This is a genomic window from Streptomyces sp. TSRI0281 (assembly GCF_001905125.1).
Taxonomy (GTDB): Bacteria; Actinomycetota; Actinomycetes; order Streptomycetales; family Streptomycetaceae; genus Streptomyces.
This window is the reverse complement of sequence record NZ_LWLE01000028.1, coordinates 1-24,306: the sequence shown is the minus strand read 5'-3', so window position 1 is coordinate 24,306 and position 24,306 is coordinate 1. Positions and strand designations below refer to the sequence as shown.

The window sequence follows — 24,306 nt, the reverse complement described above, 5'->3', positions numbered from 1 at the left end:
GGATAACCCCAGCAAAAAACGAAACCGGCCCCTCAACTACACCCCCACGAAACGACATGTGCCCCCTCTGTCGCCGAGTTCATCCCCGGCACCGAAACCACCCCGGCCGAGTACGTCAAGGTCGACCAGCACACCACCATCTCGAAGATCCGATCGGACCGGAGCCTCCCCGACTTGGTGCGCTTCCCCTCCTCGGAGAAGATGCGCGAGGAGAACAACAGGCTGCGGACCGACTGGGTGGAACAACGAACCCAGTGCCGCAAGGACCGCGCGCAGCGGCAAGAGAGGAAGACTGACCAGTGAGTCTGCATTTCGCCGCCAGTCAACGCCGAAGGCATCGTCGCCGATCTGGACCTGCTACCCGCGGCCTACCGCGTGCTGCTCAAGCTCCGCGCGCACAGCGAGCCCGGCGGACGCATCGAGATCGACCAGAGCACCATCGCCAAGATGCTCAAACTGAGCCGTCCCGCGGTGAACGCCGCTATGCGAGACCTGGACTTGGCCCAGCTGGTGAAGAAACAGCGCGCCGGGATCTACCAGATCAACGCCATGCTCGCTGCCTACCTCACCCCCGAGGACGCCGTCGCCGCAGTCAGGGAGATGCCCAAGCAACAACGGCTGAACCTCCCCGACTTCATCGACCGCTACAAGAACGCAGCGGCCGCCTACCAGGACCAGCTCGCCGTCAAGCGGCGGGAGAGGGACGACCAGAAACGCCGTCAGGTGCTCAAAGCCGTCTCCTGATCAGGGACCGGAGAATCGCCCCCGGGCCGAGGAGCCCGTCCTCAACCCCGCCCCGTACGAACTGCCTTCGTAGAAACCCTGGCCCGCCTCCCGTATCGCCCCTGTGATCAATCGTCCTCGTGACCAGAGGTCCCATGCTGCTCGGGCTGGTCCCACACGAGCGTGTAGCGCCAGAACAGCCGTCGTCGCAGTCGCGCGCCGGGGAGGATGTTTCCGGTTTCGCAGACGATGTCGTCAAAGGTCGTGTCCGCCGGGCGGACAGGCGCCGTCATGGAGACAGGACGGGGCGAGGGGCGGCCTTTGTTCTTGAGCCAGCCCATGGCCGCGTTGGCCGGAATGGACGCGACACCGAGCAGGTGGTCCACAGGCGTCCGGGCGCGGGACAGGCCGACGACCACCAGGACTCCTCCCGGCGCCAGATGACGGCGGAAACAGGTGAGCGCCTGGGCGAACGGCAGATGGTGGAGGGTGGCGACGCAGGTGATGACGTCGTAGGAGCCGGAGGGGAACTCGGCTACGGCGTCCGCCACGGTGTAGGTCACAGGAAGCGCGGCGGGAGTCAGCTTCCGGGCCTGGGCGGTGATCACCGGATCGGAATCGACCGCCTTCACGGCGGCGCCACGTCCGGCCAGGAGTCTTGCGAGGTCGCCACTGCCGGAGCCGATGTCCAGGGCGTGGTCGAAGCGTCCGGGCAGCTGCCGCAGGATCCAGCGGTGGAAGTGGGCGTTGTGGTCCCAGGGATAAGCGGCATTGAACCCTTCGAGGGCCCGCAGGACACGAGGCGACAGGATCTTCATCCGCCCAGTCCATCAAGTCCCGGCCGCATGTACACCCCCGTTGGCCGTCGACGGAATCGCCCGGTGCTTCGTTCTGGTGTGCGAGCGGCCCGGTGCGGGTCGCCGGGAGCGTAACCGCTCGCCGGTTCCGGCGTTCAGCAACAGGGCCTGCCAAACGGTGGTCGGGCACCACTGTTGAAGGAGGACCCGTGGGCGCCGCGCAACACGTCCGAGACGTACTGACCCAGAACTTCGGCGTCGACTCACAGGCGGTTCCCGCGGACACTCCGCTGCATCAGCTGCGTCTGGACTCGCTGGCCCTGGAGGAGCTGCGGGTGATCATCGAGGACCGGATGGGTATCGACCTGGACGACGTGCATCTGACCTCTCGGCACACCGTCGCCCAACTCATCGATCTCGTGGGCCTCAAGGCGGCCCTGTGAAGACGGCGCGCGGCGCACGGTTCGCGGCGGCGGTGACCGGCGTGGGCCTGGTCACGGCGGCCGGAATCGGTGCCGGGCGGACGTGGCACCACATCACGCACTCCACCACACCGTCGGGAGTGGGCCCGCACCCGGCGCTGGTGGGGATGGCCTGCGACTTCGCCTATACCGTCGGCGGGTTCGACTCCGCAGCGCTGCTCGGGGTCGCCACATCCCGGCTGATGGACCGTTTCTCCCAGCTGGCGGTGGTCGCGGCACGCGAGGCCGTTTCGGCGGCGGGGCTGGACCACCGTGTGTGGGACGGCGACCGGGTCGCGGTGGTCATCGGGTCGGGCCACGGCGGTGTGCCTTTCTACGACGAACAGATCGCCGTGCTCGGCGAGCGCGGGGCCCGGCGGGTTTCCCCCAAGGTGGGGCTGCTCACGCCTGTCAGTGGGGCGGCCGACAGCGTGTGCCGCGATCTCGGGGCGGGCGGGCCCAGCTTCGCGATCTCCACGGCCTGTGCCTCGGGCACGCACGCGCTGGGCACAGCACACCAGTTGCTGCGGTCCGGGGCCTGCGACATCGTCATCGCGGGCGGTGCGGAGTCCGCGGCGAGCCGGCTGCTGGTGGCCGGTGCCAATCAGCTCAAAGCCCTGTCCACCCGCCGGGACGACCCGACGGCCGCATGCCGCCCCTTCGACGCCGACCGCGACGGTTTCGTCCTCGGCGAGGGCGCCGGTCTGCTGGTTCTGGAGCGCCCCGAGCACGCCCGTGCGCGCGGCGCCACCGTCCTGGCCGAGCTCACCGGCTACGGGGCGGCCACCGACCCCGACGCGACCGTCGCGCCGGACCCCGACGGGGCAGGTCTGGAACGGGCGTTGCGTGCCGCGCTCGCGGATGCGGGTCTGACCGGCTCCGACGTCGACCACGTCAACGCCCACGGCACCGGGACGGTCCTCAATGACCTCGTGGAGAGCGCCGTCATCGCCCGGGTGTGCGGACAGCGTCCGCTGGTCACGTCCACCAAGGCGATGACCGGACACACTCTCGGCGCCTCCGGAGGGATCGAGTCCGCCCTGACCGTGCTGGCGCTGCATCATCAGCTCGTCCCGCCCACCGCGAACCTCACATCCCTGGACCCCGCCGTCCCGGTCGAGGTGGTGGCCAAGGAGGCCCGGCCTGCCCGTCTGGACTGCGCGGTGAAGTCGTCGATGGGGTTCGGCGGGTTCGCCGCCGCCCTGGTGCTCACGCGGGCATGATCCGCCGCCGCCCTGAGACCGCCGCCGCTCCGCCCGGCGCGGGCCATCAACATGAGGAAGCCATGCCCGAAGAAATCGTCCGTACCCTGACCGTGGACGGCCTGTCCTACTCCTACCGGCTGGTCCCCGGGCCCCGTACCCGGACCGACCCGGTACTCGTCCTGGGCGGCGCGTTGCAGGGGATGTACGGGTGGCCCCAGATCGAGGACCGGCTCGGCGCGGTGACGGATGTGATCACCGCCGACCTCCCCGGCACCGGCAGCGCCGACCCGCTGGCCGCGCACGACGCGCTCCCGCTGCTCTGCCGGGCGACCGAGCAGATCATCGACGACCTCGGCGTGGACCGCGTCAATCTGTTCGGCTACTCCTTCGGAGCGGTCATCGCCTACCTGTGTGCGCAGCGCCGCCCCCGGCTGGTCTCCCGGCTGGTCCTCGGCGGCGTACCGACTTCGCTCTCCGACGCCCAGTACGCCCGCCTCCAGGAACTGTCCGACGAGTTGGAGGCGGGCCGTCTCCACGAATTCGCGGCGTTGTTCGCCGAGTCCATGCTGTGCAGGGACCCCGCCCTTCCCGTGCTCCACCGGCACCTCGCCTACCGGTATGTGAAGCGGGCCGTGTACCAGACGTACTCCCGCACGCCGCATGCCCAGGCCTCCCTGGAACGCGCGCTCAGCACGGCGGTCCCCTCCCTGGAGGGTGGGCTCGACGGGGTGCCGACGCTGGTGTTCAGCGGCGAGCACGACAATCTCACCCCCGTGGACGAGCAGCGGGCCTTCGCCTCGACGATCGAGCACGGCACGTTCCTTCAGGTGCGCGACTCGGACCACTGGGTCGTGCTGGAACGGGCCCATGACGTGGCGGACCTGGCACTGCGCTATTTCACCGGCCGGTCGCTGAAGGACGCGCCGTACGTGCTGCCCGAGAAGAACGGCACGGGATATGACACGGCACCGCACAACGGCGTGCTGCCGGAGCAGAGCGCGTCGCGCGCCGACGTCATGGGCGTGGCCTCCCGGTAGGGCGGCGCTCCCCGGCGCTCCCCGGCGCTCCTCCTGCGGTTTCGGCCCTACGAGTCCCGCTCCCCCGCCTGTTCGGCCTGGGCGCGCAGGCTGCGGGCGCGGTCGGCCGGGTCGTAGCCCGGACCGACGCCGTCGATCAGCAGGAGGTCTCCCTCGATGTGGTCGCTGCGCAGCGACAGGATCTCCTGGTACGCCGGGGAGTCGTACCAGGCGCGGGCCACATCCAGGCCGGGGAACTCGATCAGCACCATGGTGCCGGGCCAGTTCCCCTCCAGCACTTCGGTCGGCGGGCCGTGGATGACGAAGCGGCCCTCGAAGGGGTCGAGGGTTGCCTGGATGCGCTCCAGGTACTCGATGATGTCGGAGTGATGACGGCGGCTGCGGAGATGGGCGAAGCCGAAAGCGGGCACGGTCGGGCTCCTCGGTTCCGGGAAACATGAGCGGTGACCGAACCTAGCCGGGAGTGGCCGGAGCCGCGATTACCTCACACATCATCATGAGCGGGGCCGCGAGCGGGTGTTCCCTCCCCGCTCGGTCTCAGTGGATGTCCGCCGGTACGCCCCGGAAGGTGCGCCGGTAGGCGAGCGGGGTCACGCCGATGGCCGTGTGCAGGTGCTGGCGCAGCGACGTACCCGTACCGAAGCCGACCTGGGCGGCGATGTCGTCCACCGGAGAGTCCGTGGCTTCCAGCAGGTGGCGTGCCCTGGCGACGCGCTGCTGGATCAGCCACCGCCCCGGACTCACGCCCACCTCCTCGCCGAAGCGGCGGGCGAAGGTCCGCAGGCTCATGCGGGCGTGGCCGGCGAGTTCGGCCAGGGTCAGCGGCTCGCGCAGGTTCTCCAGCGCCCACTGGCGGGTGGCCGCGGTTCCGTTTGCCGAGGTCTCGGGCACCGGCTGCTCGATGTACTGCGCCTGCCCGCCGTCCCGCCACGGCGGTACGACGCAGGCGCGCGCGACACGGTTGGCGATCTCGGTGCCGTGGTCCTTGCGTACGAGGTGCAGGCAGACGTCGACCCCTGAGGCGGCGCCCGCCGATGTCAGCACGTCTCCGTCGTCGACGAAGAGCACGTCCGGATCGAGCGCGATGTGCGGGAACCACTGCTGGAAGACGCGGGCGAGCGCCCAGTGCGTGGTGGCCGGGCGGCCGTCGAGCAGTCCGGCGGCCGCGAGGAGGAAGGCGGCGGTGCAGATCGACACGACGCGCGCGCCCGTCGGAACGGAGGCCAGGGCTGCGGCGAGGGCCGGTGGCACCTCCCGCGTGATGAGTGAGGTGTCGAACGGTGGGATCACGACGGTGTCGGCCGTGGCCAGCACCTCCGGGCCGTGCTCGACATGGACCGAGAAATCGGAGTTCGTACGCACCGGGCGTCCGTCGACGGTGCAGGTGACCACCTCGTACCGGCCGTCCGCGGCTCCGAAGACCCGGCTCGGAATGCCCAGTTCGAACGGGTACACGCCGTCCAGTGCGAGGACGGCGACGCGGTGAACATGTCCCATGGCAGGATCCTGTCGAAAGATGGCAATCATGCCATGGTACGCAACGGGCCGGTCCGCCACGCTGGACCCATGAGCCACAGCACAGCGGACAACACCGCATCGGCCGCCGCCACCATGCGCGCCATCAGCCAGGACATCAACGGCGCCCCCGACGTCCTCAAGGAGGTCCGCCTGCCGAAGCCCGTCCCCGGACCGAGCCAGATCTCGGTCGCCGTCCGCGCGGCCGGTGTCAATCCCACCGACTGGAAGCACCGGGCCGGCGGCGGCTTCCTCGACCGGTTGCCGCTCGTCCTCGGTTGGGACGTCTCCGGAGTCGTCGAAGCCGTCGGCTACGGCGTCACCCTGTTCAAGCCCGGCGACGAGGTCTTCGGCATGCTCCCCTACCCGTACGGTGTGGGCTCCCACGCCGAGTACGTGACCGCCCCGGCGCGCGCTTTCGCCCACAAGCCCACCGGCATCGACCACATCCAGGCCGGGGCCCTCCCGCTCGCCGCCCTCACCGCGTACCAGGCGCTCATCGACACCGCCGGGGTCCGCCCCGGTCAGCGGGTCCTCGTCCACGCGGCCGCCGGTGGCGTCGGTCATCTCGCCGTCCAGATCGCCAAGGCCCGCGGCGCGTACGTCATCGGCACCGCCAGCGCTCCCAAGCACGACTTCGTCCGCTCGCTCGGCGCCGACGAAGTGATCGACTACCGCAGCGCCGACTTCGCCGAAGCCGTCCAGGACATCGATGTCGTCCTCGACCCCCTCTCCGGCGACACCCGCGCCCGGTCGCTCGGCATTCTGCGTCCCGGCGGCGTCCTCGTCTCCCTCCTGCCGGGGACGGACCCGGACGAGGCCGCGCGGGCGGACGGGCTGGGTGTCCGCGTCGAAACCCTGCTCGTGGAGGCGGACCACGCGGGCATGAGGGCGATCGCGGACCTCGTGGACGCCGGCTCGCTGCGCGCCCACATCGAGGCCGTCTTCCCGCTCGCCGAGGCGGCCGCGGCGCACGCCCTCGGAGAGACCGACCGGACCACGGGCAAGATCGTGCTCACCGTCGAACCGCAGGCGTCCTGACGGCCGTAGGCGTCCTGACCGCCGCGGTCCGGCGGAGTTCACCGACCGGTGTCCTGGGCGGGGCACCGGTCGTTGCGTCACTCATGAGGGTGAATGCCCCTGGGCGCTTCACCGTTCGCCGCTCGCGCCCACCGGCCGGCCCCGGTCGCGGGCGACGGAGCCCGAGCGTTTGACGACGCGGATGACCGGGGCGGTCTCGACCGTGTCGATGCCGGGAAGGGCTCCGACGCGTTCGGAGAGGTAGGTGTACAGGTACTCGTCGTCGGGGCAGAGGACCTTGGCGAAGAGGTTGGTACGCCCCGTGGTGGCCGCCGCGTACGCCACTTCCGGGTGATCTGCCAGCGCGGCGGCCACGGCTGCGAGCCGTGCGGGCCGCACGGCCATCCACATCACCGTGGCCGCCGGGTCGCCCAGCGTGCTCTCGTCGACGTCCACGTCGAAGAAGAGCGCCCCGGCCGTACGCAGATGGGCGATGCGGCGGCGCACGGTCGATTCGTGGCAGCGGGCCTCGGCGGCCAGCCGGGCGTGCGGCGTACGGCCGTCGCGGGTCAGCGTGGCCAGCAGGACCTGGTCGAGATCCGTGAGCCGCAGCGGCGAGGACCGGGCGTCGGGAGGCGGGTACCCGGGGGCGAGGGCGTCGCTCTGTTCCCGGCTCAGCGCGGAGGTGGGGCCGTGCCAGGTGGTCGGGCCGCCCTTGAACAGCCGCAGCATCCGGTGCGCGGTGATCGCTGTGACCCGACGGCTCGCGGGGATCCTGTCCAGCAGCAGGGCGTCCCGGTCCCTGTCGCCGTGCACCGCGAGGTGGCAGATGACCTCGGTCCCGCCGGAGGCGAGCTGGACCCACCGGGTGTCGTCCCGCTCGGCCAGTGCGCGGGCGATGCCGTGCGAGGCGCTGGGGACGCACTGGAGGCGCAGCACCCACACGGTCTGTCCCACCGGCCGGGGGTTGAGCCGTCCCACGACGCGGAGCCCGGCCGTCTCGCAGAGCCGGGCGTAGCGGCGGGCGGCCAGCTGGTCGGAGACACCCAGCACCGAAGCGATCCGGCGCAGCGGCGCGCGGCCGTCGATCTTCAGTGCGTGGATCAGCCGCAGATCGAGGGATTCCATGTATCCCGACTCTATATCTCGTGAAAACCGGCATCCGCGTGCCTGCTCGTTGCCCGCGGTCGGGGCCGGTGCGAATCCTCGGTGTGCGAGCCCCGGGCGGGAGCCGCACGCTTCGCGGCCGACTGCTTCAGGCGCAGCCGACCGCCTTCGAGAATGAGGAGGACGGGAGAATCCGGGCCTGCTGCCCGGCTCCCGACGGCACATGAGCGCATTCCGTGATCTTCGGCATTACATCGACCACATCACCGGGACCCTGGGGAAGGACGAGGTCCTCCGGATCGACGGCGCGGACCGGGACCTGGACATCGGCGGCATCACCGAACTGATGGCGGAGAAGGAAGGCCCCGCCCTGATGTTCGACAACATCCCCGGCTTCCCGGCGGGGTACCGGGTGTTCACCAACTTCATGGGTACGGCCGCCCGTACGGCGGTGGCCCTCGGGCTGCCGCCGGAGACGGGGAAGCTGGACATCGTGCGGGAGTGGAAGGACCTGAGCAAGCGGCTCGAACCGATTCCTCCGGTGGAGGTCGCCACGGGCCCGGTGCTGGAGAACGTCCTGGTCGGCGATGACGTGGATCTCGGTATCTTCCCCGCGCCGCAGTGGCACGACGGGGACGGCGGCCGCTACATCGGTACCGCCTGCATGGTCATCACCCGTGACCCCGACAGCGGCTGGGTCAACGTCGGTACGTACCGGGCCTGTGTCCAGGGCCGGGACCGGCTCTCGCTCTGGATGCTCGGCAACCGGCACGCCAAGGCCATCGCCGAGAAGTACTGGCAGCGCGGCCTGAACTGCCCGATCGCGGTGGTGGTGGGCCAGGACCCGATCCTCTCGACCGCTGCGGCGATCGCCGCGCCGTCCGGGATGTCGGAGTACGACCTGGCGGGCGGGCTCCGCGGGCAGGGGGTCGAGGTGCTGTACGCACCGGGCAGCGACCTTCCCGTCCCGGCGTACGCGGAGATCGTCATCGAGGGTGAACTGCCGCCGGTCGAGGAGGAGTCCGTACTGGAAGGCCCGTTCGGGGAGTGGACCGGCTACTACACCCACTCGGGCCAGGAGACCGTGGTCCGGGTCACCCGGATCCTGCACCGCGACGACCCGATCATCCTGGGCGCCCCGCCGATGCTCCCGACCGTTCCGGCCGGTGACCAGGCCGTCCCGCTGTACTCGGCGTCGGTGACCTGGGACCACCTGGAAGCCTCCGGGGTGCAGAACATCAAGGGGGTGTGGGCGTACGCCCGGCAGCTCATGATGGTCGTCTCCATCGAGCAGACCGGCGCGGGCGACGCCATGCACGCGCTGCTCGCGGCGGCGGGGCGCAAGCGTACCGGCGGGATGGAGCGGTACTTCGTGGTGGTCGACGAGGACATCGACATCACCGACATCAACCACGTCCTGTGGGCGGTGTTCACCCGCGTCGACCCGTCCGAGTCCCTCCAGGTGCTGCGCGCACCCACCACCGCGATCGATCCGCGCCTGTCGCCCGCCAAGCGCCTGGACGGCGACCTGTCGATGGGCATCGTGCTGATCGACGCGACCAAGCCGTTCGCGTGGAAGGACCAGTACCCGGCGGCCAACCGCGTCGACGACGCGACCCGCGAGGACCTGCGCAGGCGCTGGGCGGGTGTCCTGCCGCTGTAGCCCGCACCGCGGGGAGGGAGGGCCGCTGTGTGCCTCTCTCCCTGCCGGTCCGCCCCCTCCCCTTCCGTATCAGGAGCATGCTGTGACAGCCCCCACCCCCACACACGTCCCCATCCGGATCGTTGTCGGAGTCACCGGCGCCACCGGGGCCCCGATCGCGCTCCGGCTGCTGGAGGTCCTGCGGGAGGTGCCGGAGGTGGAGACCCATCTCGTCCTGAGCACCTGGGCCCGCTCCACCATTGAGGTGGAGACGTCCCGCACCAGCCGGCAGTTCGCCGAACTCGCCGATGTGCGTCACAAGTTCGGTGAGCAGGGCGCCACGATCTCTTCCGGCTCCTATCCGGTCGCCGGTATGGTCATCGTGCCGTGCAGCATGAAGACCCTCGCGGCGGTACGCCACGGATTCGCCGACAATCTCATCTCCCGCGCGGCCGATGTCACGCTCAAGGAGCGCCGCCCGCTGGTCCTCGTACCGCGGGAGACACCGCTGAACGAGATCCATCTGGAGAACATGCTCGCCCTCTCCCGGATGGGGGCGCGCATCGTCCCGCCCATGCCCGCCTTCTACGACATCCCGCGCGGTATCAGCGACATGGTGGACCACATCGTGATGCGGATACTCGACCAGTTCCGGCTCCCCGCACCCACTGCGGACATCGCGGAGCGGTGGCAGGGTCTGGGCGACGCGCGCAGCGGGCGCTGATCCACCGTACGGAGAATCCGGCCCGGCGCGGGCTACCGCCGGGTTGACGCCGCCGGTCCGTGATGCTGCGGCACCGGGCGGCCCGGTGTGTCAGCGGCTCGCGGAAGACACGGACGCGGCAGCGCCCTGCTGGGAGCGGAGGGTCTTCTCTCCGACCTTGCGGGCCTCGACGGTCCGCGGGTCGACGGCCTCACCGGGCGCTCCCTGGCGGTAGACGCCTTCGGGGGCGGTGTCGCGGTCGTGGGGAAGCAGGAAGAAGACCCGGCGGCGGTAGAGGCCGCTGTCGGGGTCGGCGTCCGCGGTCTCGTCGAGTTCGGTGTAGCCGATCATCCGGCCGTCGCGGGCGTAGCGGGGTTTGTTGCGGCGGCGGGGTGTCTTGTCGAGGGCCTGGCGGACGTAGTCGAGGGCGTCGGGGTTCTCCAGCCACACGATGCGGGCTTCGTCGCTGAGGTCGCTCTCGGTCAGTAGCGAGCTCATGGCCGCGTTCCCTCCTGTGTGGGGCTGCGCCGGTGGTGGTCCGTCCGGTGCTTTCGTTGTGTCCCGGCCCGGGGCGCGGCGGGGACGTCCGCGCGGGGGTGGGCCCCTTCATCGTAGAGGGGTCCGGGGTATGGGTGCGGCGATGCGTCGGCGGGCGGCATCTACTCGGCCACCAGGGCCAGGGCGGGGTAGAACTTCCTGCCGTTGGATTTGATCATGTCGGAGGGTGAGGCGAGGGCGAGTTCCTGCCGGACCCGGGTGGCGAAGGTGCGTGCGGTGGCGGGGCGGATGCCTTCTCCGGCGGTGCACCAGGAGCTGTAGGCGTTGTAGAGGAGGCCCTGCTCGACGCGGAGGTCGGGGTGGGTCTCGGTGTCGCGGGTGCAGCATTCGGCGAGGAAGCGGCCGATGTGGTCCTCGGTGTTGGCGTAGGCGCTGGTGGCGATACGGACCCGGTCGGGGCCCGTGAGGGGGTCGCGGGTGGCGAGGTAGCGGCGGGCGCCTTCGGTGAGCCAGTGCAGGATGCCGGGGCCTTCGTCGCGGACGAGTTCGACGGCCAGGTTGTCAATCTTGTGCGCGTCGGGGACAACGCGTTCGAAGGGCAGCAGGCGGATGCGGCGCCAGAAGGCGAAGCCGCCGGTGGAGACCTCGGGGCGGTGGTTGCCGAGGAGCCAGAGGTGGTGGGTGGGGGTGAAGGAGAAGTAGTCCTGCCGCATGCGTCGGGCCTTGATCTTGTCGCCGCCGGTCAGGAGGCGGACACGTGCTTCGTCGAACTTGTCGTTCGGTTTGAGTTCGCTGCAGACGATGAGGCGGCGGCCGTGGAGTTCGGTGAGCTCGGTGGAGTGCTCGGAGAAGGCGCCGCGGTCCATGAGGAAGCCGGGCGGGGCGGCGTCCGCGTAGTCGCCCAGGATCTGGATCATCACGTCGAGGAGGACGGACTTGCCGTTCTTGCCCTGGCCGTGGAGGAAGGGCAGGACCTGGGCCCCGACGTCGCCGGTGACGGAGTAGCCGAGGAGCAGGTTCAGGAAGTCGATCATTTCCCGGCCTTCGGCGTCGTCGCCGAAGGTGTCGGTGAGGAAGCGGTCCCAGCGCGGGGTGGGCATGGCTTCGGGGGCGACGCTGGTGGCGCGGGAGTGGAAGTCCCGCGTCGCGTCCGGCTTGCGGAGCCTGCCGGTGGTCAGGTCGACGACGCCTTCGGGAGTGCACAGGGCGTAGGGGTCGCCATCGAGGGTGTCGGGGTCCAGGGACAGGTCCGGGGAGGCTTTGGCCTGGACGAGCAGCGCTTTCATGCCGGTGGTCGACAGCGTGCGCTTCTTGTGGAGGTACAGCTCGCGGTTACTGAACACGCCGCGGGGGTCGGCCTCCGGCATCTCCTCGGCCATCTCCCCCGCCGCCCACAGTGCGGCCTTCTCCCCTCCGGTGCGCTTCCACCGGTATCCGTCCCAGCAGAACCAGCCCAGGCCCTCGACGTGCCGGAACGCGTCGCGGTAGAGGCGGACGAACAGTTTCGCGTTGCCGCGGTCAGTGAGGGTGGTGGGCAGCTGTCCGTCCGCTGCCCCGCCCGGAGGGGCAGCGGGGGGCGCCGGTGCGGGCGGCTGCTCGGCCGACGTCTGCGCGGGCAGGGCCGGGATGTCGTCCTGAAGATCGAGCATCTGCTGAGCGGCGGCAGTTGCGTCAAAACGCTTGCTTTCGGCGCTGCTCATGAACGTCCTTCGAGGTGGAGCGGACGGACGGTCCCGGCGGCGAGACCGTCATGAATGATCTTCTCGTTGCGCGCCGTCTGCCAGGGCCTGGCGGCATCGGCCGCGTCCGCCAGGAGGGGGCGGACGGCCCGTTCGTCCAGGTGCCCGGCGGCGATCAGGCCCCCGGCCGTGAACGCGGCGCGGTTCAGCTTCTCCGTGAACCCGGCTCCCTCGGGCGTCGCCGCGCACGCGCGGACGGCGGCGACGAGCGGGTCGAGCACCCGCTGGGCGCGCTTCGGGCTGCGCGCGCCGCGGGCACGGGGAAGGGGGGTGGCGAGCGGGGCAGGGGGCGTTCTCGGGCGGTCGGGCGTCAGGACGTGTCCGGTGCGGGTGAGTTCCGCCGCGAGCCACTCCGGCAGCGGGGCGGGCATCCGGGTGGCGCCGACGGCTTCGTACGTGCCTTGGGAGGTACGGGTCGCCGGGGCGATGATGTATCCGCCGTGGGCCCGTACGTCGACCTGCCAGGCGAGGGCGACCTTCGGGCTGGACCCGGCCGAGGACCGGTACCGCAGGGCGGGGGCCGGGTTCCGGTACCAGACGTGCAGCCCGCCCGACGGCGTACGGACCCTCAGGGTGCTTTCGTCCTCCGCGGGGGACGGCTGCCTCCGGAGTGCCGCGAGGAGCGCCAGAGTGTCGAAGCCCGAGGCGAGTCCGTCGAGGTTGACGGACTCGTGGATCGCGATGCCAGGGAGCAGGCGGCCCCGGTCCGGGACGGCGGCGGAGTGTGCGTCGATGTCGATGACGACCAGCCCGGCCGGACCGCAGGCGACACCGACCCCGGCGCGGGGACTGTCGCCCCACCAGCGCTCGATCCTCTCCGGGGCCGTGGTGCCCGCGTGGAAGCCGTGGCAGGGGCGTCCGGCGGGCAGGCACGGGCACGTCGCGGGATCGTGGTGCCGGTCCTTGCAGGCGAGGCAGTTGGCAGCCGGCGTTTTCCGTCCTGCGGCCAGCGGATGGACCGGCCAGCCGTTTCCGGCGCACCAGCGGGCAAGGGCAAGCGGGGCCACCGACCTGGCGGGGGGAGCGGTTGAGCTCGTCTCACCGTGGCACTGCACGCAGTCGTCCTCGTCGGGTCCGGTCGTCGGGGCCTTGGTTCCCTGCCGGAAGCCTGCTGGTCACAGGGGGTTCCCTGCTGTGGGCAGGGACCGAAGGGACTCACTTTCGGAAGAGAGTCTATGACGTGGATCCGCAGGGAATGACGGTTTCGACCCGCGTGCCGTTCTATCAGATTCCCGGTCCCTTGAGTCCCTGCCTCCGCCGTGCGGCGGAGGCAGGGACCGACCGGACGCAGGGACTGGCCGGTTCCTCCGGGCGAGTTGCCGGGGAACGGGCTCCTGGAGGGGGCGGCGCGCCCTCCGGGAGCCCGGAGAGGTCCGGTGGAGGGTCTGAACGGCCAGAAGCAGGGCTGGGGCCCTTTCGGTCCCTGTGCTTCAGTCCCTGGGATAACCGCAGGTCAGAGGGGTAGTACCCCTCTGATCAGGGACTGAAGGGACTGAAATCCCTAATTATGAGCCAGTCTAGATACAAGGCATACATACATACATTCATACGCCCGCGCATACACGCGCCTACGCGCTAGTGGAGTTATAACTAGGAAGTTGAGTCCCTTCAGTCCCTTTTCCGGGGACCGGAACGTCTCTGACCTGCACTTTCTTACAGGGACTGAAGGGGAGGGACCGAAAGGGCCTCAGCCACTGTCGGCCCCTCCCCCGGTCAGGCCCTGTCAGTCCCCCGCAGTCCCCCGGCCCGTCCGGGCGTAGCTCGGAGCGCAGCAACGGTGTGCTGGAGCTGCGCAAGGGCACCATCTACTCCTGTGCTGGTACCTGGTGGAGCTCTCCGCCCGTACGGCGGGTCACCGGCTGCCGGACCCCGTGCGGGCTGTGGCCGCCCCGCTGGGCGGCCACAGCGGTCCTCACGGCGTTGCTGGCAGCGGGGCTCCTCGGTGTCACGGGCTCCCTCGCGCGCCGGCTGCTCACCCCGCGCTGTCGCTCGGACGGGCACCGCCGCCGCGGTGGCCCTCGCGCTGAGCGCGCTGACCCTCACCGTCGCTTCCGTGTCGGCGGCGAACTGGCCGCTGAGCGTTGCCGTCTGCGTGGCCACCCTCGCCTTCCACGCGCGCGTCGCCGCCTCGGCACGCGCCTGTCCATCAGTAACGCCCGCCTGCCCGTCACAGGCCCCTGACCGGCCCCTGACGGCCTGCCGCGCCCCGGTGGGTGACCGTCCGTGTTGACAGGCGAGGCCCGCGTCCATGTAATGGGACCGGTGCCGCGTGGCGCCGGTCACTGAGCAGTGGGCCGGCCGGTGGCCGGGCGAGCACCCTTCATCAAGGGGTCCGTCATGAGTTTCTGCTCCGCGCCCTGTATCTGACGTAGCGCAGCCGCGCCTTCTCCTTCACCCTTCGCGTTTCCCGGCACCGCTGTCGTGTGCCCCGGGTCGTCCGCGTGCGGGAGCCGTGCGGCCGTTTCGCCTGCGCATGTCACCACCGGCCATCTCCGCAGCCCTTGCGGACCCACCCGCGTTTCCGCAGCTCCTGCGGATCCCCGCGTCTTCCGGAGACACACACCGTATGCCCATGTCTTTCAATGAATCCGTCATCGAGGAGTTCCGCGCCAACGGAGGGAAGGTCGGCGGCCCGTTCGAAGGCGGGAACCTGCTCCTGCTGACGACCACCGGCGCCAGGTCGGGGGCCGAGCGGACCACTCCCCTCGGCTACGTTCGCCACGACGACGCGTTCCTGCTCGTCGGGTCCAACCTCGGCGGCCCGGTCCATCCCGCCTGGTACCACAATCTGCTCGCCCACCCCGTCGTAAGGGTGGAGATCGGCACCCGTACGTTCCAAGCCCTCGCGGTCCCCGCCGAAGGGGCGCGGCGTGACGAGCTGTTCACCCATGTCGTGCGGGCGGAGCCCGGGTACGGCGACTACCAGGACCGGACCTCCAGGGTGCTGCCGGTGGTGGTGCTGGAGCGGGCCGAGCCCGACGGCTGGGAGGGGCCCCGCGACATCCGTACCCTCGCCGACAAGGTGCGGGAGGTGCATACCTGGCTGCGCGGCCAGCTGCGTCAGGTGAGCGCCGAGGTCGAAGCGCACTTCGCCGTACGCGCGGCTCACCAGGGGCCCGGTGAGCCCCCTCCCCCGGGGCTCGGGCTGCAGATCCGTCAGCGGTGCCTGGCGTTCTGCCAGGCGCTGGAGTTCCACCACACCAGCGAGGACGCGCATCTGTTTCCGGGGATCGCGCGCTATCACCCCGGCCTCGGCGACACCTTCGACCGGCTTCGCGAGGAGCACCGTACGGTCGCGCGCATCCAGGGCGAACTGGCGTCCCTGCTCGCCGGGATCGCCATCGCCGACCCCCGGCGCTTCCGTGCAGAGCTGGCAGAGATGTCGGCGGAGCTGAACGCGCACCTCGACTACGAGGAAGCGTCGATTCTCCCCCTCCTCGCCGATGTTCCCTGGCCCCCGGCTGCTCCGGCTCCCCCGGTCGGCAATGCTTGACGCGGACAGACCGGGGCGTGGCTGTCCGGTTCCTCGGACAGCCACGCCCCGACGGCCCGTCGTTCGAAGCGGCGGGCCGATCGGAGGGCCCGGTCCGCGGCGGACCGGGCCGGATCATGGAAAGGCTGTTTCATGGGAGTGCGAGCGCACGTGCGCGTCAAGGATTTCGATCACCTGGTGCTCAACGTGCAGGACGTCGAACGCGCCTTGACGTTCTACTGCGGGCCGCTCGGCCTGGAGCCGGTCCGGGTGGACGAGTGGCGGGCCGGAAAGGTCCCGTTCCCATCGGTACGGATCAGCCCGACGACGATCATCGATCTGCTCGACCGCCCGCGCTCCGAGTCGAACGTGGACCATATCTGCCTGGTCGTCGAGCCGTTGGACTGGCAGCAGGTCATCGACTCGGGCGCCTTCACCGTGCTGGAGGGCCCCGTGGACCGCTACGGCGCGCGGGGCTCCGCGCAGTCGGTCTACGTACAGGATCCCGATGGCAACACCGTCGAGCTGCGCTGGTATCCGCAGGACATGGAGGACTGAGTCAGAAGTCCAGCTCCACGTAGTCGATATCGGTGAACTCGACCTGAAGGCCCTCGGCGCGGCGGCCGCGGTCCCGGAAGTACTGGTCCTGGAGGCCCTCGGCGGCGATGTTCCGCAGCTGCTGTTCGGTGGCGCCCGCGCTCTGGGCGTCGAACAGGCGGGCCGCGTACGCCGGGGGCAGGTGCTGGGTGATGAGCCGGATCCGTCCGTCGTCGGTGGTGCCGGGGGCGGCGGTGAAGCCGAAACGGGCCCGGGTCTCGATCACGATGCCGGTCGAGGTCGCGGCCTGCTTCTTCGCCCGGTCGCGGACGCGGGGCTGCCAGCGCTTGCGGACCTCGGCTTCCAGGCGGGCGGCGAGCTCGGGGCGCGGGTGCTTGATCTGGCCCTTGAGATAGCGCTCCACGGTGCGCTGCGAGACGCCCAGGAGCTGGGCTGCGGCCCGGGTGGAGTTCTTGACCTGCTTCACCAGAAAACGGACCTGGGCCCCGGCCGACTTCGGGATCGGGCGGGTCGCCGTGTTGGCGGCGGCCTTGTCGAGGCTGTCTTCGAAGATGCCCATCGAGGTGCTCTACTCTCCGTCGTCGGCGGCGTCGTTGCCCTTGATGTGCCGGGCCGGGTTGTGGCCCTCGTCGAGCATCCGCACGGCCCACAGGAGGTCCTGGGTGCCCTCGTGCTTGACCATGCCGGGGGACACCCCGAGGCGGAAGCTGCCGGGGGCCGGCTTTCCTTCGGGGGTACGGGGCAGGACGTCCAGCGGTGAGGGGCCGTCTGCGAGGTAGACCGCGCAGTCGGACAGCAGCGCCACGGGGATCAACGCGTCCTCGTCGAACGTGAGATGTCCGGCCGGGGCGGGCGAGGACTGAGTGGCCAGCGCCGTCTTGAGGATCTTGCGGTGCATATTGATCCGGGCGGCGGAGATGACGGCGGCACGGATGTCGGGGCGCCAGGTCGGGCGTTCCAGCGCGGGCCACCGGTCCCCGTACCGGTACGACGCTCCCTGGGGGCGTTCCCGGAGCTTCCCGATGCCTCCCTTGACCGTGGACTTGATCGCGGACAGGACGGTGTCCATGCCCGGGTCGGTCTCCTTGTGGGTGGCCATCGCCGCGAGGAACTCCTCCTCCCCCATGCCGGAGCCGACACCGAGGTCGGCCATCGTCGTCTTGTACGCCTCGCTGAGGTGCTTGTACCAGGGGTCCAGGTACGGCCCCGACTCCGGACGGATCCAGGCCTCCAGCGGGGCGACCGTGACGGGCAGCCGGTAGGTGGCGATGAGCTCGTACGCGTACGCCACGGTGGGAGTCGCGTACCAGGCCGGGCCCTCGGGGCGTACGCCGTGCGGGGTGAAGGGGGACGGCAGCCGGGGGTCCAGCTCGATGCCGGACAGATCGATCAGCCAGGAGCCGGGCACCGCCTTGTCGAAGACGGGCGCCCGTACGTGGACCGGTGCTCCGAGGCCGACGAGGAGGCGGTTGGCGGCGGCGAGGAAGGCCGTGTTGACGTCGATGCCCACCGCGTACTTCCGCTCACATTCGGCGTCGGTGAGCAACTGCGGGTCCCGGACCCACTCGTAGGCCTCTTCGTCGAGAACCTCGGCCGGGGTACGCCGGTGGCCTCGGGGGAACAGGGCGGCGGCGACCGGGTGTTCGTCGGGGGCCTCCGGGGGCGCTGGGTCGACCGGCTCGGCCAGGGAACCGGCGACCGGGCCCGACGTCCAGGCGCCGGTGGTCTCGTCCGGCACCGCCCTGGTCGGCGGACGGAGCGCGGTCATCAGTTCCAGTCCGGACACGGCGGTGGAGCCGCGCGGGGTGATGACCCGCCGGGCGAACGTACCGAGCACCGCAGCGAGTTCTTCCGGCGGCATGTGGTCGGCGGCGCCCCAGGAGCGGGCGTCCAGCGCGCCCCACGGCAGGACCGCGAACTGGACGCACTGGCGCTGCCCGGACTGCACCGGGCGGTAGATCCGCGTCCAGGGGCCGAAGCCGCGCCGGGTGAGCTGCCACCGCGCCTTCGTCACCTGCTGGACCACCTTGTGGTTCTCGGGCAGCCGCAGACCCCTGCGGTCCTCCAGCGTCGCGGGCAGCCCGAGACGTTCGGCGGCGGCGGCGCTGAGGACGACGAGAGGGTCGCCGTCCTTGCCGCTGCGGTGGAGCCGGGGGCTGCCGAGCCGCGCCTCGGCGAGGGTCCATTCGACGAGCGAGGCGACGGTCGTGGCCGGACAGTCCAGGACCAGGCCGCCGACGCAGTACAGCGATCCGTCGCCGTCGAGCACGCCGAGCGGGCCGTTCAGGAAGCGGGGGTCGGGGGGCGCAGCGGCGGGAGTTGTGGGGGTGGTGGGGGTGCCGGACCTGGCTCTGGTGGTTCTGGCCGTGGTGGTCCTCGCGGTGGTGGATTTCGCGGTTCGGGGGGGCTGCCCGGCCGGACCACGAGCCGCGGTGTTCTTCGCTGCCGGAGACACGGGGGCCGGTTCGGCGACCTCTTCGGCGACCTCGGCGATCGGCTCGGGAGCGACCGGCTGGGGAGTTGCCGGGGCGGGGACCGGAGCCTGGGCGGCCGGGGCAGGAGCCACCGGCGCCGGGGCGGTGGCGGGGACGGGAGCCTGGGCGGCCGGTTCGGCGGGGTAGAGCTCGGCGAGCTGGGTCAGCAGCCGTGCGTATGCCTCCCGCTGGGGCGGGCGCGGCTCCGTCCTGCCGTTCTCCCACGAGACCACCGTGGCGCGACGGACCTTCAACGCAGCCGCCACCTGCTCCTGGCTCAGCCCGTGGGCCTTGCGCAGCCGCTCCCGCTCGGCGGTCGGGGGCAGCGACGACTGCCCGGCGATCAGTGCGTCGACGGCGTCGAACAATTCGGACATGGGCACCTCCCATCGGCATCGTATCTTCGGCAGCGGACATACCGCGTACTAAGGGCGTACACCTTGCGTACAGGCGCGGTGTGGGGCGGGCCGTGCGGCACGAGCGCCCCACACCATGGTGATTCAGCCCTTGAGCTCGGCGCGGTTCTTCTCGGCCAGGAGCAGGGTCAGCCGGGTGCGCTCCTGGTAGGGCATGTGCGCGCAGATCATCGCGGCGAGAGCGACCGGGTCGTGCCAGGGCACTCCCCCGCCGGCTGCGGCATCGCTTGCCCCAGGGGCCTCGTGGCCGCCCGACTGGGACGGCAGAGCGGGGGCGCCCGGGTCGGCGTCGGTCGCGTCGGCGTCAGCGACTATCACGGCGTGATAATCGTCGGCACGATCCGGCTCCCCCGTCGACTCCTCGTCGCGGATTATCACGGCGTGATAATCCCCGGACCGGTCGGACTCGCCCATCGGGTCGGCATCAGCGATTATCACGCCGTGATAATCGCCCGAGGGGGCGGACTCCCCCGTCGGCTGATCGTCTCGGATTATCACGGCGTGATAATCCGCAGCCGGTTCCGCCGCGCTCGCGGGCTTCGCCCGGCTTCGGCGCCTCGCCGCGTCCGAGGCTCGTGCGTCGGCGGCGGCGCGCTGTTCCTCCGGGCTCAGCTTGCCGAGGTTGCGTACGTGTTCCACCTGGCGCTCCCCCGTCACCAGTTCGGCCTGCAGATCCGGCGCCAGCTTCAGCAGGGAGAGCTTGGAGGAGATCGACGCCTGGGAGAGCCCGAGGCGCTTGGACGCCTTGGTCTGGCTCCCGTAGAACGTCACCAGGGCATCGAGCGCGTGGGCCTGTTCCAGATCGGTCATGTTGTCGCGCTGCACATTGGAGACGAAGGCGGCTTCGAGCAGTGCCTCGTCGGTCGCGACCCGTGCGTTGTCGACCTGGACCTTGATGGTCTTCAGCCCGGCGCGGCGAGCGCCTTCGAGGCGGCGGTGGCCGTCGATGACGATATAGGTGGCGCCTTCGTCCAGATCGGCCGCGCGGTCGGGGCGTTCACGGAGGTAGGCGTCGACGGCGGCGACGGTGATGGCGTTGACGACACCGAGCTCCTGGACGCTCTCCGCCATCCCTTCGAGGTCCCGGAGGTGGTCGCGCGGGTTGTCCGGGTTCTGGCTGATGACACCGACGGGCAGTTCCGTGGGGTTCGGAACACCCGTCGTGGGCGCACCGGTGGCGGCCCCGATCGCGGCGCGCCGGGCACTGACGGCACGGGCCTGGCCGAACGACGCGCCGGCCCCGAGCTTGTCGGCCTTGCTCATGAGATCTCCCGTGCGAGGGCACGCATGCCGACCGCCTGGTCGGACTTGGGGGCGTACGCGAGCAGGGGCCGCTTGAGCCGTACTGCTTCCTTCTGTTCCTTCAGGTCCCCGATGACACCGACGACACGGGGTTCCTTTATGTCCATCCACGCCTGGAGCGAGGACGTGGCGATGTAACCGCGGCGGGCGTCGTAGTGATTGACGACGATTCCGAGGTAGTCGAGCTCCAGGGCCAGGTCGCCCCGGAGGTCCTCGATCTGTGTGGTGAGCAGGTCGTAGGCATCGGCCGAACTGTCCTCCGCCTGGACCACGATGAGTGCGCCGGAGGAGCCCGGTGCCTCATTGCCCCGGCGGCGGCCGTAGTGCACGGCGGCGTCCATGCTCAGGCCCAGGCTGGGCGGGCAGTCGACGATGATGACGTCGAAGTCCGCCTCCACGGGGGCGAGGGCCCGCTCCAGCGCCGCTTCCCTCGCTCGTACACCGGAGAGGCGTACGTCGAGGAGGAAGGCGTCATTGCAGCTCGGCAGCAAGTGGAGCCGCTGCCCGAAGCGGTCCTCCTCGATGGGCACGATCAGATCGCGGAGCTCACCGGTGGCGTCGCCTGCCATGTGCTTGGTGAGGCTGTCGCCGTCCATCGGCAGCGGGGTGTAGCCGAGCTGCTTGGTGAGGTGGCACTGCGGGTCGAAGTCGACCAGGAGGACCCGCAGGCCCATGCCGGGGAGGTCTTCGAGGGTCAGCGGGTCGGAACCGTTCTCGTCGAGGAGTGCGGCGAAGTGCTTGGAGACCCGTACGGGATAGAGGGCACCGGAGTCCTCGGCCAGGGCTTCGCCGGTCCCGGCGGTGATCGCGGTCTTGCCGACGCCGCCCTTCTGGTTGCAGACGATGATGCGGCGGGGGATCTCGGGGCGCTCCACGGTCGGGGCCGGGTTGGCCCGGAGCCAGACCTGGACCGCCTGCGCGAGACCTTGGATGAGGGAAACCTTGCGGTCGGCCGCCGTGGACTTGAAGGTGTCCCACTGGCCGACGGGCAGCCAGGTGGAGAAGGAGTCGGCGCCCGAGGTGTCGACCGCGGCCGACGTCGAGGCGAGACCGCACCAGATGTCGACGGACTGCTCGACGGCCGTCTGGATCTCGATACGGAGCTGAGCGGCGCGGACCTTGAGGTCCTGCCGGAGCTGTCCGGGCAGTTTGGAGACGACCTTCTCGCGGTCGCCGGGGGTAGCGGGGGAAGCCATGCAGTGAACTTTACTAACGAAGCGGCGCGGTTGGGGACGCGACACGTTAGTTTTCACTGCCCAGATGGGGAATTATCACGCCGTGATAGTCAGCAGCCGGGCCGGGAGACGGGCGGCGGGCGATTATCACGGCGTGATAATTCGTGATCTTGGTCCGCCGGTATCAGGACCGGGGGAGTGCCAAGGGGGTTGGGGGAGTCCCGAAGGGCCGGGGGAGTCCAGGGGGGCCTCGCGGGGGACCGGAGGGCCGAGGCGGGGGTGGGGGTGGGGCGCGGGCGGACCTGGGGGTGACCTGCCGTCAGCGGGGCGTGAAGGTCTGGGTCGCTGTTCCGGGCTCGTTCGGGCCCGTTCCGGGGCAGCGACCCGACGGGTGGGTCGCTCGGTCGCTGCCCCGCGCCCGGCGCCGACGGCTTCCCCTGTCGCAGCGACCGAAGGTCCAGCGACCGGACACCTCCTCGGTCGCTGCCCATCAGGGCAAAGAAACACCAGGTCAGAGGCGTGCCAACGGCTGGGCAGCGACTGAAGCGACCGAAGGTGTAGGTATATGAAGACATTCCTGTGTGCGTGTGTGCGTCATATATAGGTGAGTTGAGTCGCTTCAGTCGCTGTTGAAGCCCGAGCGCATGTCCTGACCTGGTGCTTTGCTGATCCGCGACAAGAAGCGACTCAACCGTTCCGGTCGCTGGAGTGCCGGTCGTCCGCATGTGGACAGTCCCATGTTCGACACGATGCAAGATTCGGGCAGCTGCGTTCCGTGCCCAGGGCATGTGTTCGCTAATCTATGTTCGTCGTTGAGTCGCTTCGGTCGCTATGAGGGGGGTGCACATGGCTTCTGAGCTGCGTGTTGCAGACCTCGACTCCTCGCGGCCCGCCCCGGTGCCCCCGGCCCTTCCCTCCGCCGTGACCACCGCCCGGTGGTGTGCCGAGCAGGGCTGGCCGGTGCACCCGCTCGCCGCCGGACGCAAGACGCCCGCCGGGAACTGCGACGCCTGCCGCCGGCCCGGTCATACCCACCGGGGCTGTGGCTGCGCCGCCGAGGGCCGCTGGTGCCACGGCTTCCACGCCGCCACCCGTGACCCCGACAGGATCGGTCAATGGTGGGGGAGCAACCCGGAGTTCGGGGTGGGAGTCTCCTGCGGCCCCGCCGGGCTGGTGGTCATCGACATCGACGCCCACCCGCAGAGCCTGCCCGAACGGGACCGCCTGCTGCCGGGCATCCCGATCCCCGAACAGGTCGACCTCACCGGCCTGACCCACGGCTTCCACACCCTGGCTGTCCTGGCCGCCCTGCGGGGCGCCCCCGACCCCGCCGCCGACACATCGACGTTGCGGGTACGGACCCCCTCGGGCGGCCTCCACGTCTGGTACCGGGCCCCCGACGCCCGCGCCTGGCAGTGCTCCACCGGGTCCGGCAACGGGCGCGCCCTGGCCTGGCAGGTGGACGTCCGCGCGCACGGCGGCTACATCATCGCGCCCGGCACCACCACCGCGGCGGGCAGCTACACAGCACTCGGGACGACCAGGCGTCCGGCGCTCCTGCCCGGCTGGCTCGCCCAGGAGCTCGAACGCACGGGACACCTGCCCCAGGAGCGGCTTCCCGGCCCGAGGCCCGTCCCCTCCAGGGCCCGTCAGGCGGTCATCGCCGCCGGGGGCGGGCGGGAACGCACCGCCGGCGCGCTGAGCGCCGTGCTGGCCGAAGTGACCGCCTGCGCTGCCGTTGCCGAGGGCGCCGGATTCTCGGAGAAGCTCAACCGTGCCTCGTACACCGCCGGTGGACTGGTCACGGCCGGACACCTCACTCATGAACAGGCCGAACAGATCCTTCAGTCAGCTGCCGCTGTCGCCCGTCCGGGGCAGGACCGGCGCGCCGCCCAGATCATCCGTAGTGGAATGAGCGCCGGTTCACGCCGGCCGCTGTACCTGGGGAGGAACGGATGACGTCGACCGGTGACGGTTCGCTGTTCGACTTCGACGCCCAGGCCGTGGCCGCCCAGATCATCGCCCAGACGACGGCCCGCGCGACCCCGTCCCCGGGCGCGTCCGCAGGGCCGGGGACCGCACCCGTACCCGCGCAGTCCGGGACGTCGCTGCTCCCCGAACAGGTCTCGGCCGTCGGACTGATGCCGGACACCCTGACGGACCGGGGCAACGCGAAGCTCTTCGTGAAGCTCTACGCGCACGACTACCGGCATGTCACGGGCCTGGGCTGGTACCGCTGGGACAACACCCGCTGGCAGAGCGACGAGGACGACACCGTGCTGTGGGCCGCGGGGGAGATGGCGGAGAGCATCGCCACCACCGACCCCCGGGGCATCCACTCCGACGCCGCCCTGCGCAAGCACCGCCGCCGCGCCCTGAGCACGTCGGGGATGAACGCACTTCTCGTGCAGGCGAGGTCGGCGCCGGGGATGGTGTTGAGTGCGGGGGTGCTGGACGCGGAT

General features: G+C 70.6%; 21 protein-coding genes and 1 pseudogene. 11 read left to right on the top strand and 11 right to left on the bottom strand.

Annotated features, from left to right (window positions below; genetic code table 11):
* Window positions 1–375 precede the first annotated feature (375 nt).
* Window positions 376–744 (top strand): MarR family transcriptional regulator, encoded by a 369-nt coding sequence (locus A6A29_RS28980; RefSeq protein WP_241838712.1) that lies wholly within the window; start codon window positions 376–378, stop codon window positions 742–744.
* Between the two features lie 107 nt (window positions 745–851).
* On the opposite strand, the gene A6A29_RS28975 is transcribed toward A6A29_RS28980, so the two are convergent.
* A complete protein-coding gene (locus A6A29_RS28975) occupies window positions 852–1,541 on the bottom strand; it encodes a class I SAM-dependent methyltransferase (protein WP_073724394.1) in 690 nt (229 codons plus the stop codon).
* A 188-nt stretch (window positions 1,542–1,729) separates the two neighbouring features.
* Between A6A29_RS28975 and A6A29_RS28970 the strand changes: the two genes are divergently transcribed.
* The 3 genes from A6A29_RS28970 (at window position 1,730) to A6A29_RS28960 (ending at window position 4,223) form a co-directional block, all read left to right on the top strand.
* Window positions 1,730–1,963: an acyl carrier protein gene (locus tag A6A29_RS28970; protein WP_073724391.1), complete on the top strand. Its 234-nt coding sequence runs from the start codon at window positions 1,730–1,732 to the stop codon at window positions 1,961–1,963.
* Complete coding sequence (locus A6A29_RS28965; protein WP_073724389.1) at window positions 1,960–3,204, top strand: beta-ketoacyl-[acyl-carrier-protein] synthase family protein; 1,245 nt, start codon at window positions 1,960–1,962, stop codon at window positions 3,202–3,204. Before A6A29_RS28970 ends, A6A29_RS28965 begins: the two co-directional genes overlap by 4 nt.
* Before the next feature lie 62 nt (window positions 3,205–3,266).
* The gene (locus A6A29_RS28960) at window positions 3,267–4,223 is read left to right on the top strand and encodes an alpha/beta fold hydrolase (RefSeq protein WP_073724387.1); all 957 of its coding nucleotides are present in this window, start codon (window positions 3,267–3,269) and stop codon (window positions 4,221–4,223) included.
* A gap of 47 nt (window positions 4,224–4,270) precedes the next feature.
* Here the strand turns inward: A6A29_RS28960 and A6A29_RS28955 are convergent, their stop codons facing one another.
* Complete coding sequence (locus A6A29_RS28955) at window positions 4,271–4,633, bottom strand: DUF1330 domain-containing protein (RefSeq protein ID WP_073724385.1); 363 nt, start codon at window positions 4,631–4,633, stop codon at window positions 4,271–4,273.
* A 127-nt stretch (window positions 4,634–4,760) separates the two neighbouring features.
* Complete coding sequence (locus tag A6A29_RS28950) at window positions 4,761–5,720, bottom strand: GlxA family transcriptional regulator (RefSeq protein WP_073724383.1); 960 nt, start codon at window positions 5,718–5,720, stop codon at window positions 4,761–4,763.
* A gap of 114 nt (window positions 5,721–5,834) precedes the next feature.
* On the opposite strand from A6A29_RS28950, the gene A6A29_RS28945 reads away from it, so the two are divergent.
* Window positions 5,835–6,779 carry an NADP-dependent oxidoreductase gene (locus A6A29_RS28945; RefSeq protein ID WP_073724404.1) on the top strand — a complete coding sequence of 315 codons (945 nt, stop codon included), beginning with the start codon at window positions 5,835–5,837 and terminating at the stop codon, window positions 6,777–6,779.
* A 108-nt stretch (window positions 6,780–6,887) separates the two neighbouring features.
* Here the strand turns inward: A6A29_RS28945 and A6A29_RS28940 are convergent, their stop codons facing one another.
* Window positions 6,888–7,886, bottom strand: coding sequence for an Lrp/AsnC family transcriptional regulator (locus A6A29_RS28940; protein ID WP_079183072.1), 999 nt, complete (start codon window positions 7,884–7,886; stop codon window positions 6,888–6,890).
* Between the two features lie 202 nt (window positions 7,887–8,088).
* Between A6A29_RS28940 and A6A29_RS28935 the strand changes: the two genes are divergently transcribed.
* Together A6A29_RS28935 and A6A29_RS28930 are read left to right on the top strand one after the other, a co-directional pair.
* Complete coding sequence (locus A6A29_RS28935) at window positions 8,089–9,528, top strand: UbiD family decarboxylase (protein WP_073724381.1); 1,440 nt, start codon at window positions 8,089–8,091, stop codon at window positions 9,526–9,528.
* Window positions 9,529–9,640: 112 nt separating this feature from the next.
* Window positions 9,641–10,231 (top strand): UbiX family flavin prenyltransferase, encoded by a 591-nt coding sequence (locus tag A6A29_RS28930; protein WP_073724400.1) that lies wholly within the window; start codon window positions 9,641–9,643, stop codon window positions 10,229–10,231.
* Window positions 10,232–10,321: 90 nt separating this feature from the next.
* On the opposite strand, the gene A6A29_RS28925 is transcribed toward A6A29_RS28930, so the two are convergent.
* The 3 genes from A6A29_RS28925 to A6A29_RS28915 form a co-directional block, all read right to left on the bottom strand.
* Window positions 10,322–10,708, bottom strand: a complete 387-nt coding sequence (locus A6A29_RS28925) for a DUF6009 family protein (RefSeq protein WP_073724379.1) — start codon at window positions 10,706–10,708, stop codon at window positions 10,322–10,324.
* Between the two features lie 161 nt (window positions 10,709–10,869).
* Complete coding sequence (locus A6A29_RS28920; protein WP_073724377.1) at window positions 10,870–12,408, bottom strand: DNA primase family protein; 1,539 nt, start codon at window positions 12,406–12,408, stop codon at window positions 10,870–10,872.
* A complete protein-coding gene (locus A6A29_RS28915) occupies window positions 12,405–13,454 on the bottom strand; it encodes a bifunctional DNA primase/polymerase (protein WP_073724375.1) in 1,050 nt (349 codons plus the stop codon). The genes A6A29_RS28920 and A6A29_RS28915 overlap by 4 nt, the downstream gene beginning before the upstream one ends.
* 1,559 nt (window positions 13,455–15,013) lie before the next feature.
* Here A6A29_RS28915 and A6A29_RS28910 point away from each other — a divergent pair.
* Both A6A29_RS28910 and A6A29_RS28905 read left to right on the top strand, forming a co-directional pair.
* On the top strand, window positions 15,014–15,940 hold the full coding sequence (locus A6A29_RS28910; protein ID WP_073724373.1) for a nitroreductase/quinone reductase family protein: 927 nt from the start codon (window positions 15,014–15,016) through the stop codon (window positions 15,938–15,940).
* A gap of 132 nt (window positions 15,941–16,072) precedes the next feature.
* Window positions 16,073–16,477: a VOC family protein gene (locus tag A6A29_RS28905; protein ID WP_073724371.1), complete on the top strand. Its 405-nt coding sequence runs from the start codon at window positions 16,073–16,075 to the stop codon at window positions 16,475–16,477.
* A 1-nt stretch (window position 16,478) separates the two neighbouring features.
* Here A6A29_RS28905 and tpg read toward each other — a convergent pair whose 3' ends face one another.
* The 4 genes from tpg to A6A29_RS28885 form a co-directional block, all read right to left on the bottom strand.
* Window positions 16,479–17,036 (bottom strand): telomere-protecting terminal protein Tpg, encoded by a 558-nt coding sequence (gene tpg, locus A6A29_RS28900; RefSeq protein WP_073724369.1) that lies wholly within the window; start codon window positions 17,034–17,036, stop codon window positions 16,479–16,481.
* Between the two features lie 9 nt (window positions 17,037–17,045).
* A complete protein-coding gene (tap, locus tag A6A29_RS28895) occupies window positions 17,046–19,328 on the bottom strand; it encodes a telomere-associated protein Tap (RefSeq protein WP_073724367.1) in 2,283 nt (760 codons plus the stop codon).
* Between the two features lie 123 nt (window positions 19,329–19,451).
* Window positions 19,452–20,630 (bottom strand): ParB/RepB/Spo0J family partition protein, encoded by a 1,179-nt coding sequence (locus A6A29_RS28890; RefSeq protein WP_073724365.1) that lies wholly within the window; start codon window positions 20,628–20,630, stop codon window positions 19,452–19,454.
* Window positions 20,627–21,865, bottom strand: coding sequence for a ParA family protein (locus A6A29_RS28885; protein ID WP_073724363.1), 1,239 nt, complete (start codon window positions 21,863–21,865; stop codon window positions 20,627–20,629). Before A6A29_RS28885 ends, A6A29_RS28890 begins: the two co-directional genes overlap by 4 nt.
* Before the next feature lie 825 nt (window positions 21,866–22,690).
* On the opposite strand from A6A29_RS28885, the gene A6A29_RS28880 reads away from it, so the two are divergent.
* Together A6A29_RS28880 and A6A29_RS47125 are read left to right on the top strand one after the other, a co-directional pair.
* Entirely contained in the window at window positions 22,691–23,803 is a 1,113-nt protein-coding gene (locus A6A29_RS28880) for a bifunctional DNA primase/polymerase (RefSeq protein ID WP_079183071.1), read from the top strand.
* Window positions 23,800–24,306: pseudogene (locus A6A29_RS47125) on the top strand (DNA primase); the annotation flags it as partial. The gene A6A29_RS28880 and the pseudogene A6A29_RS47125, both read left to right, overlap by 4 nt.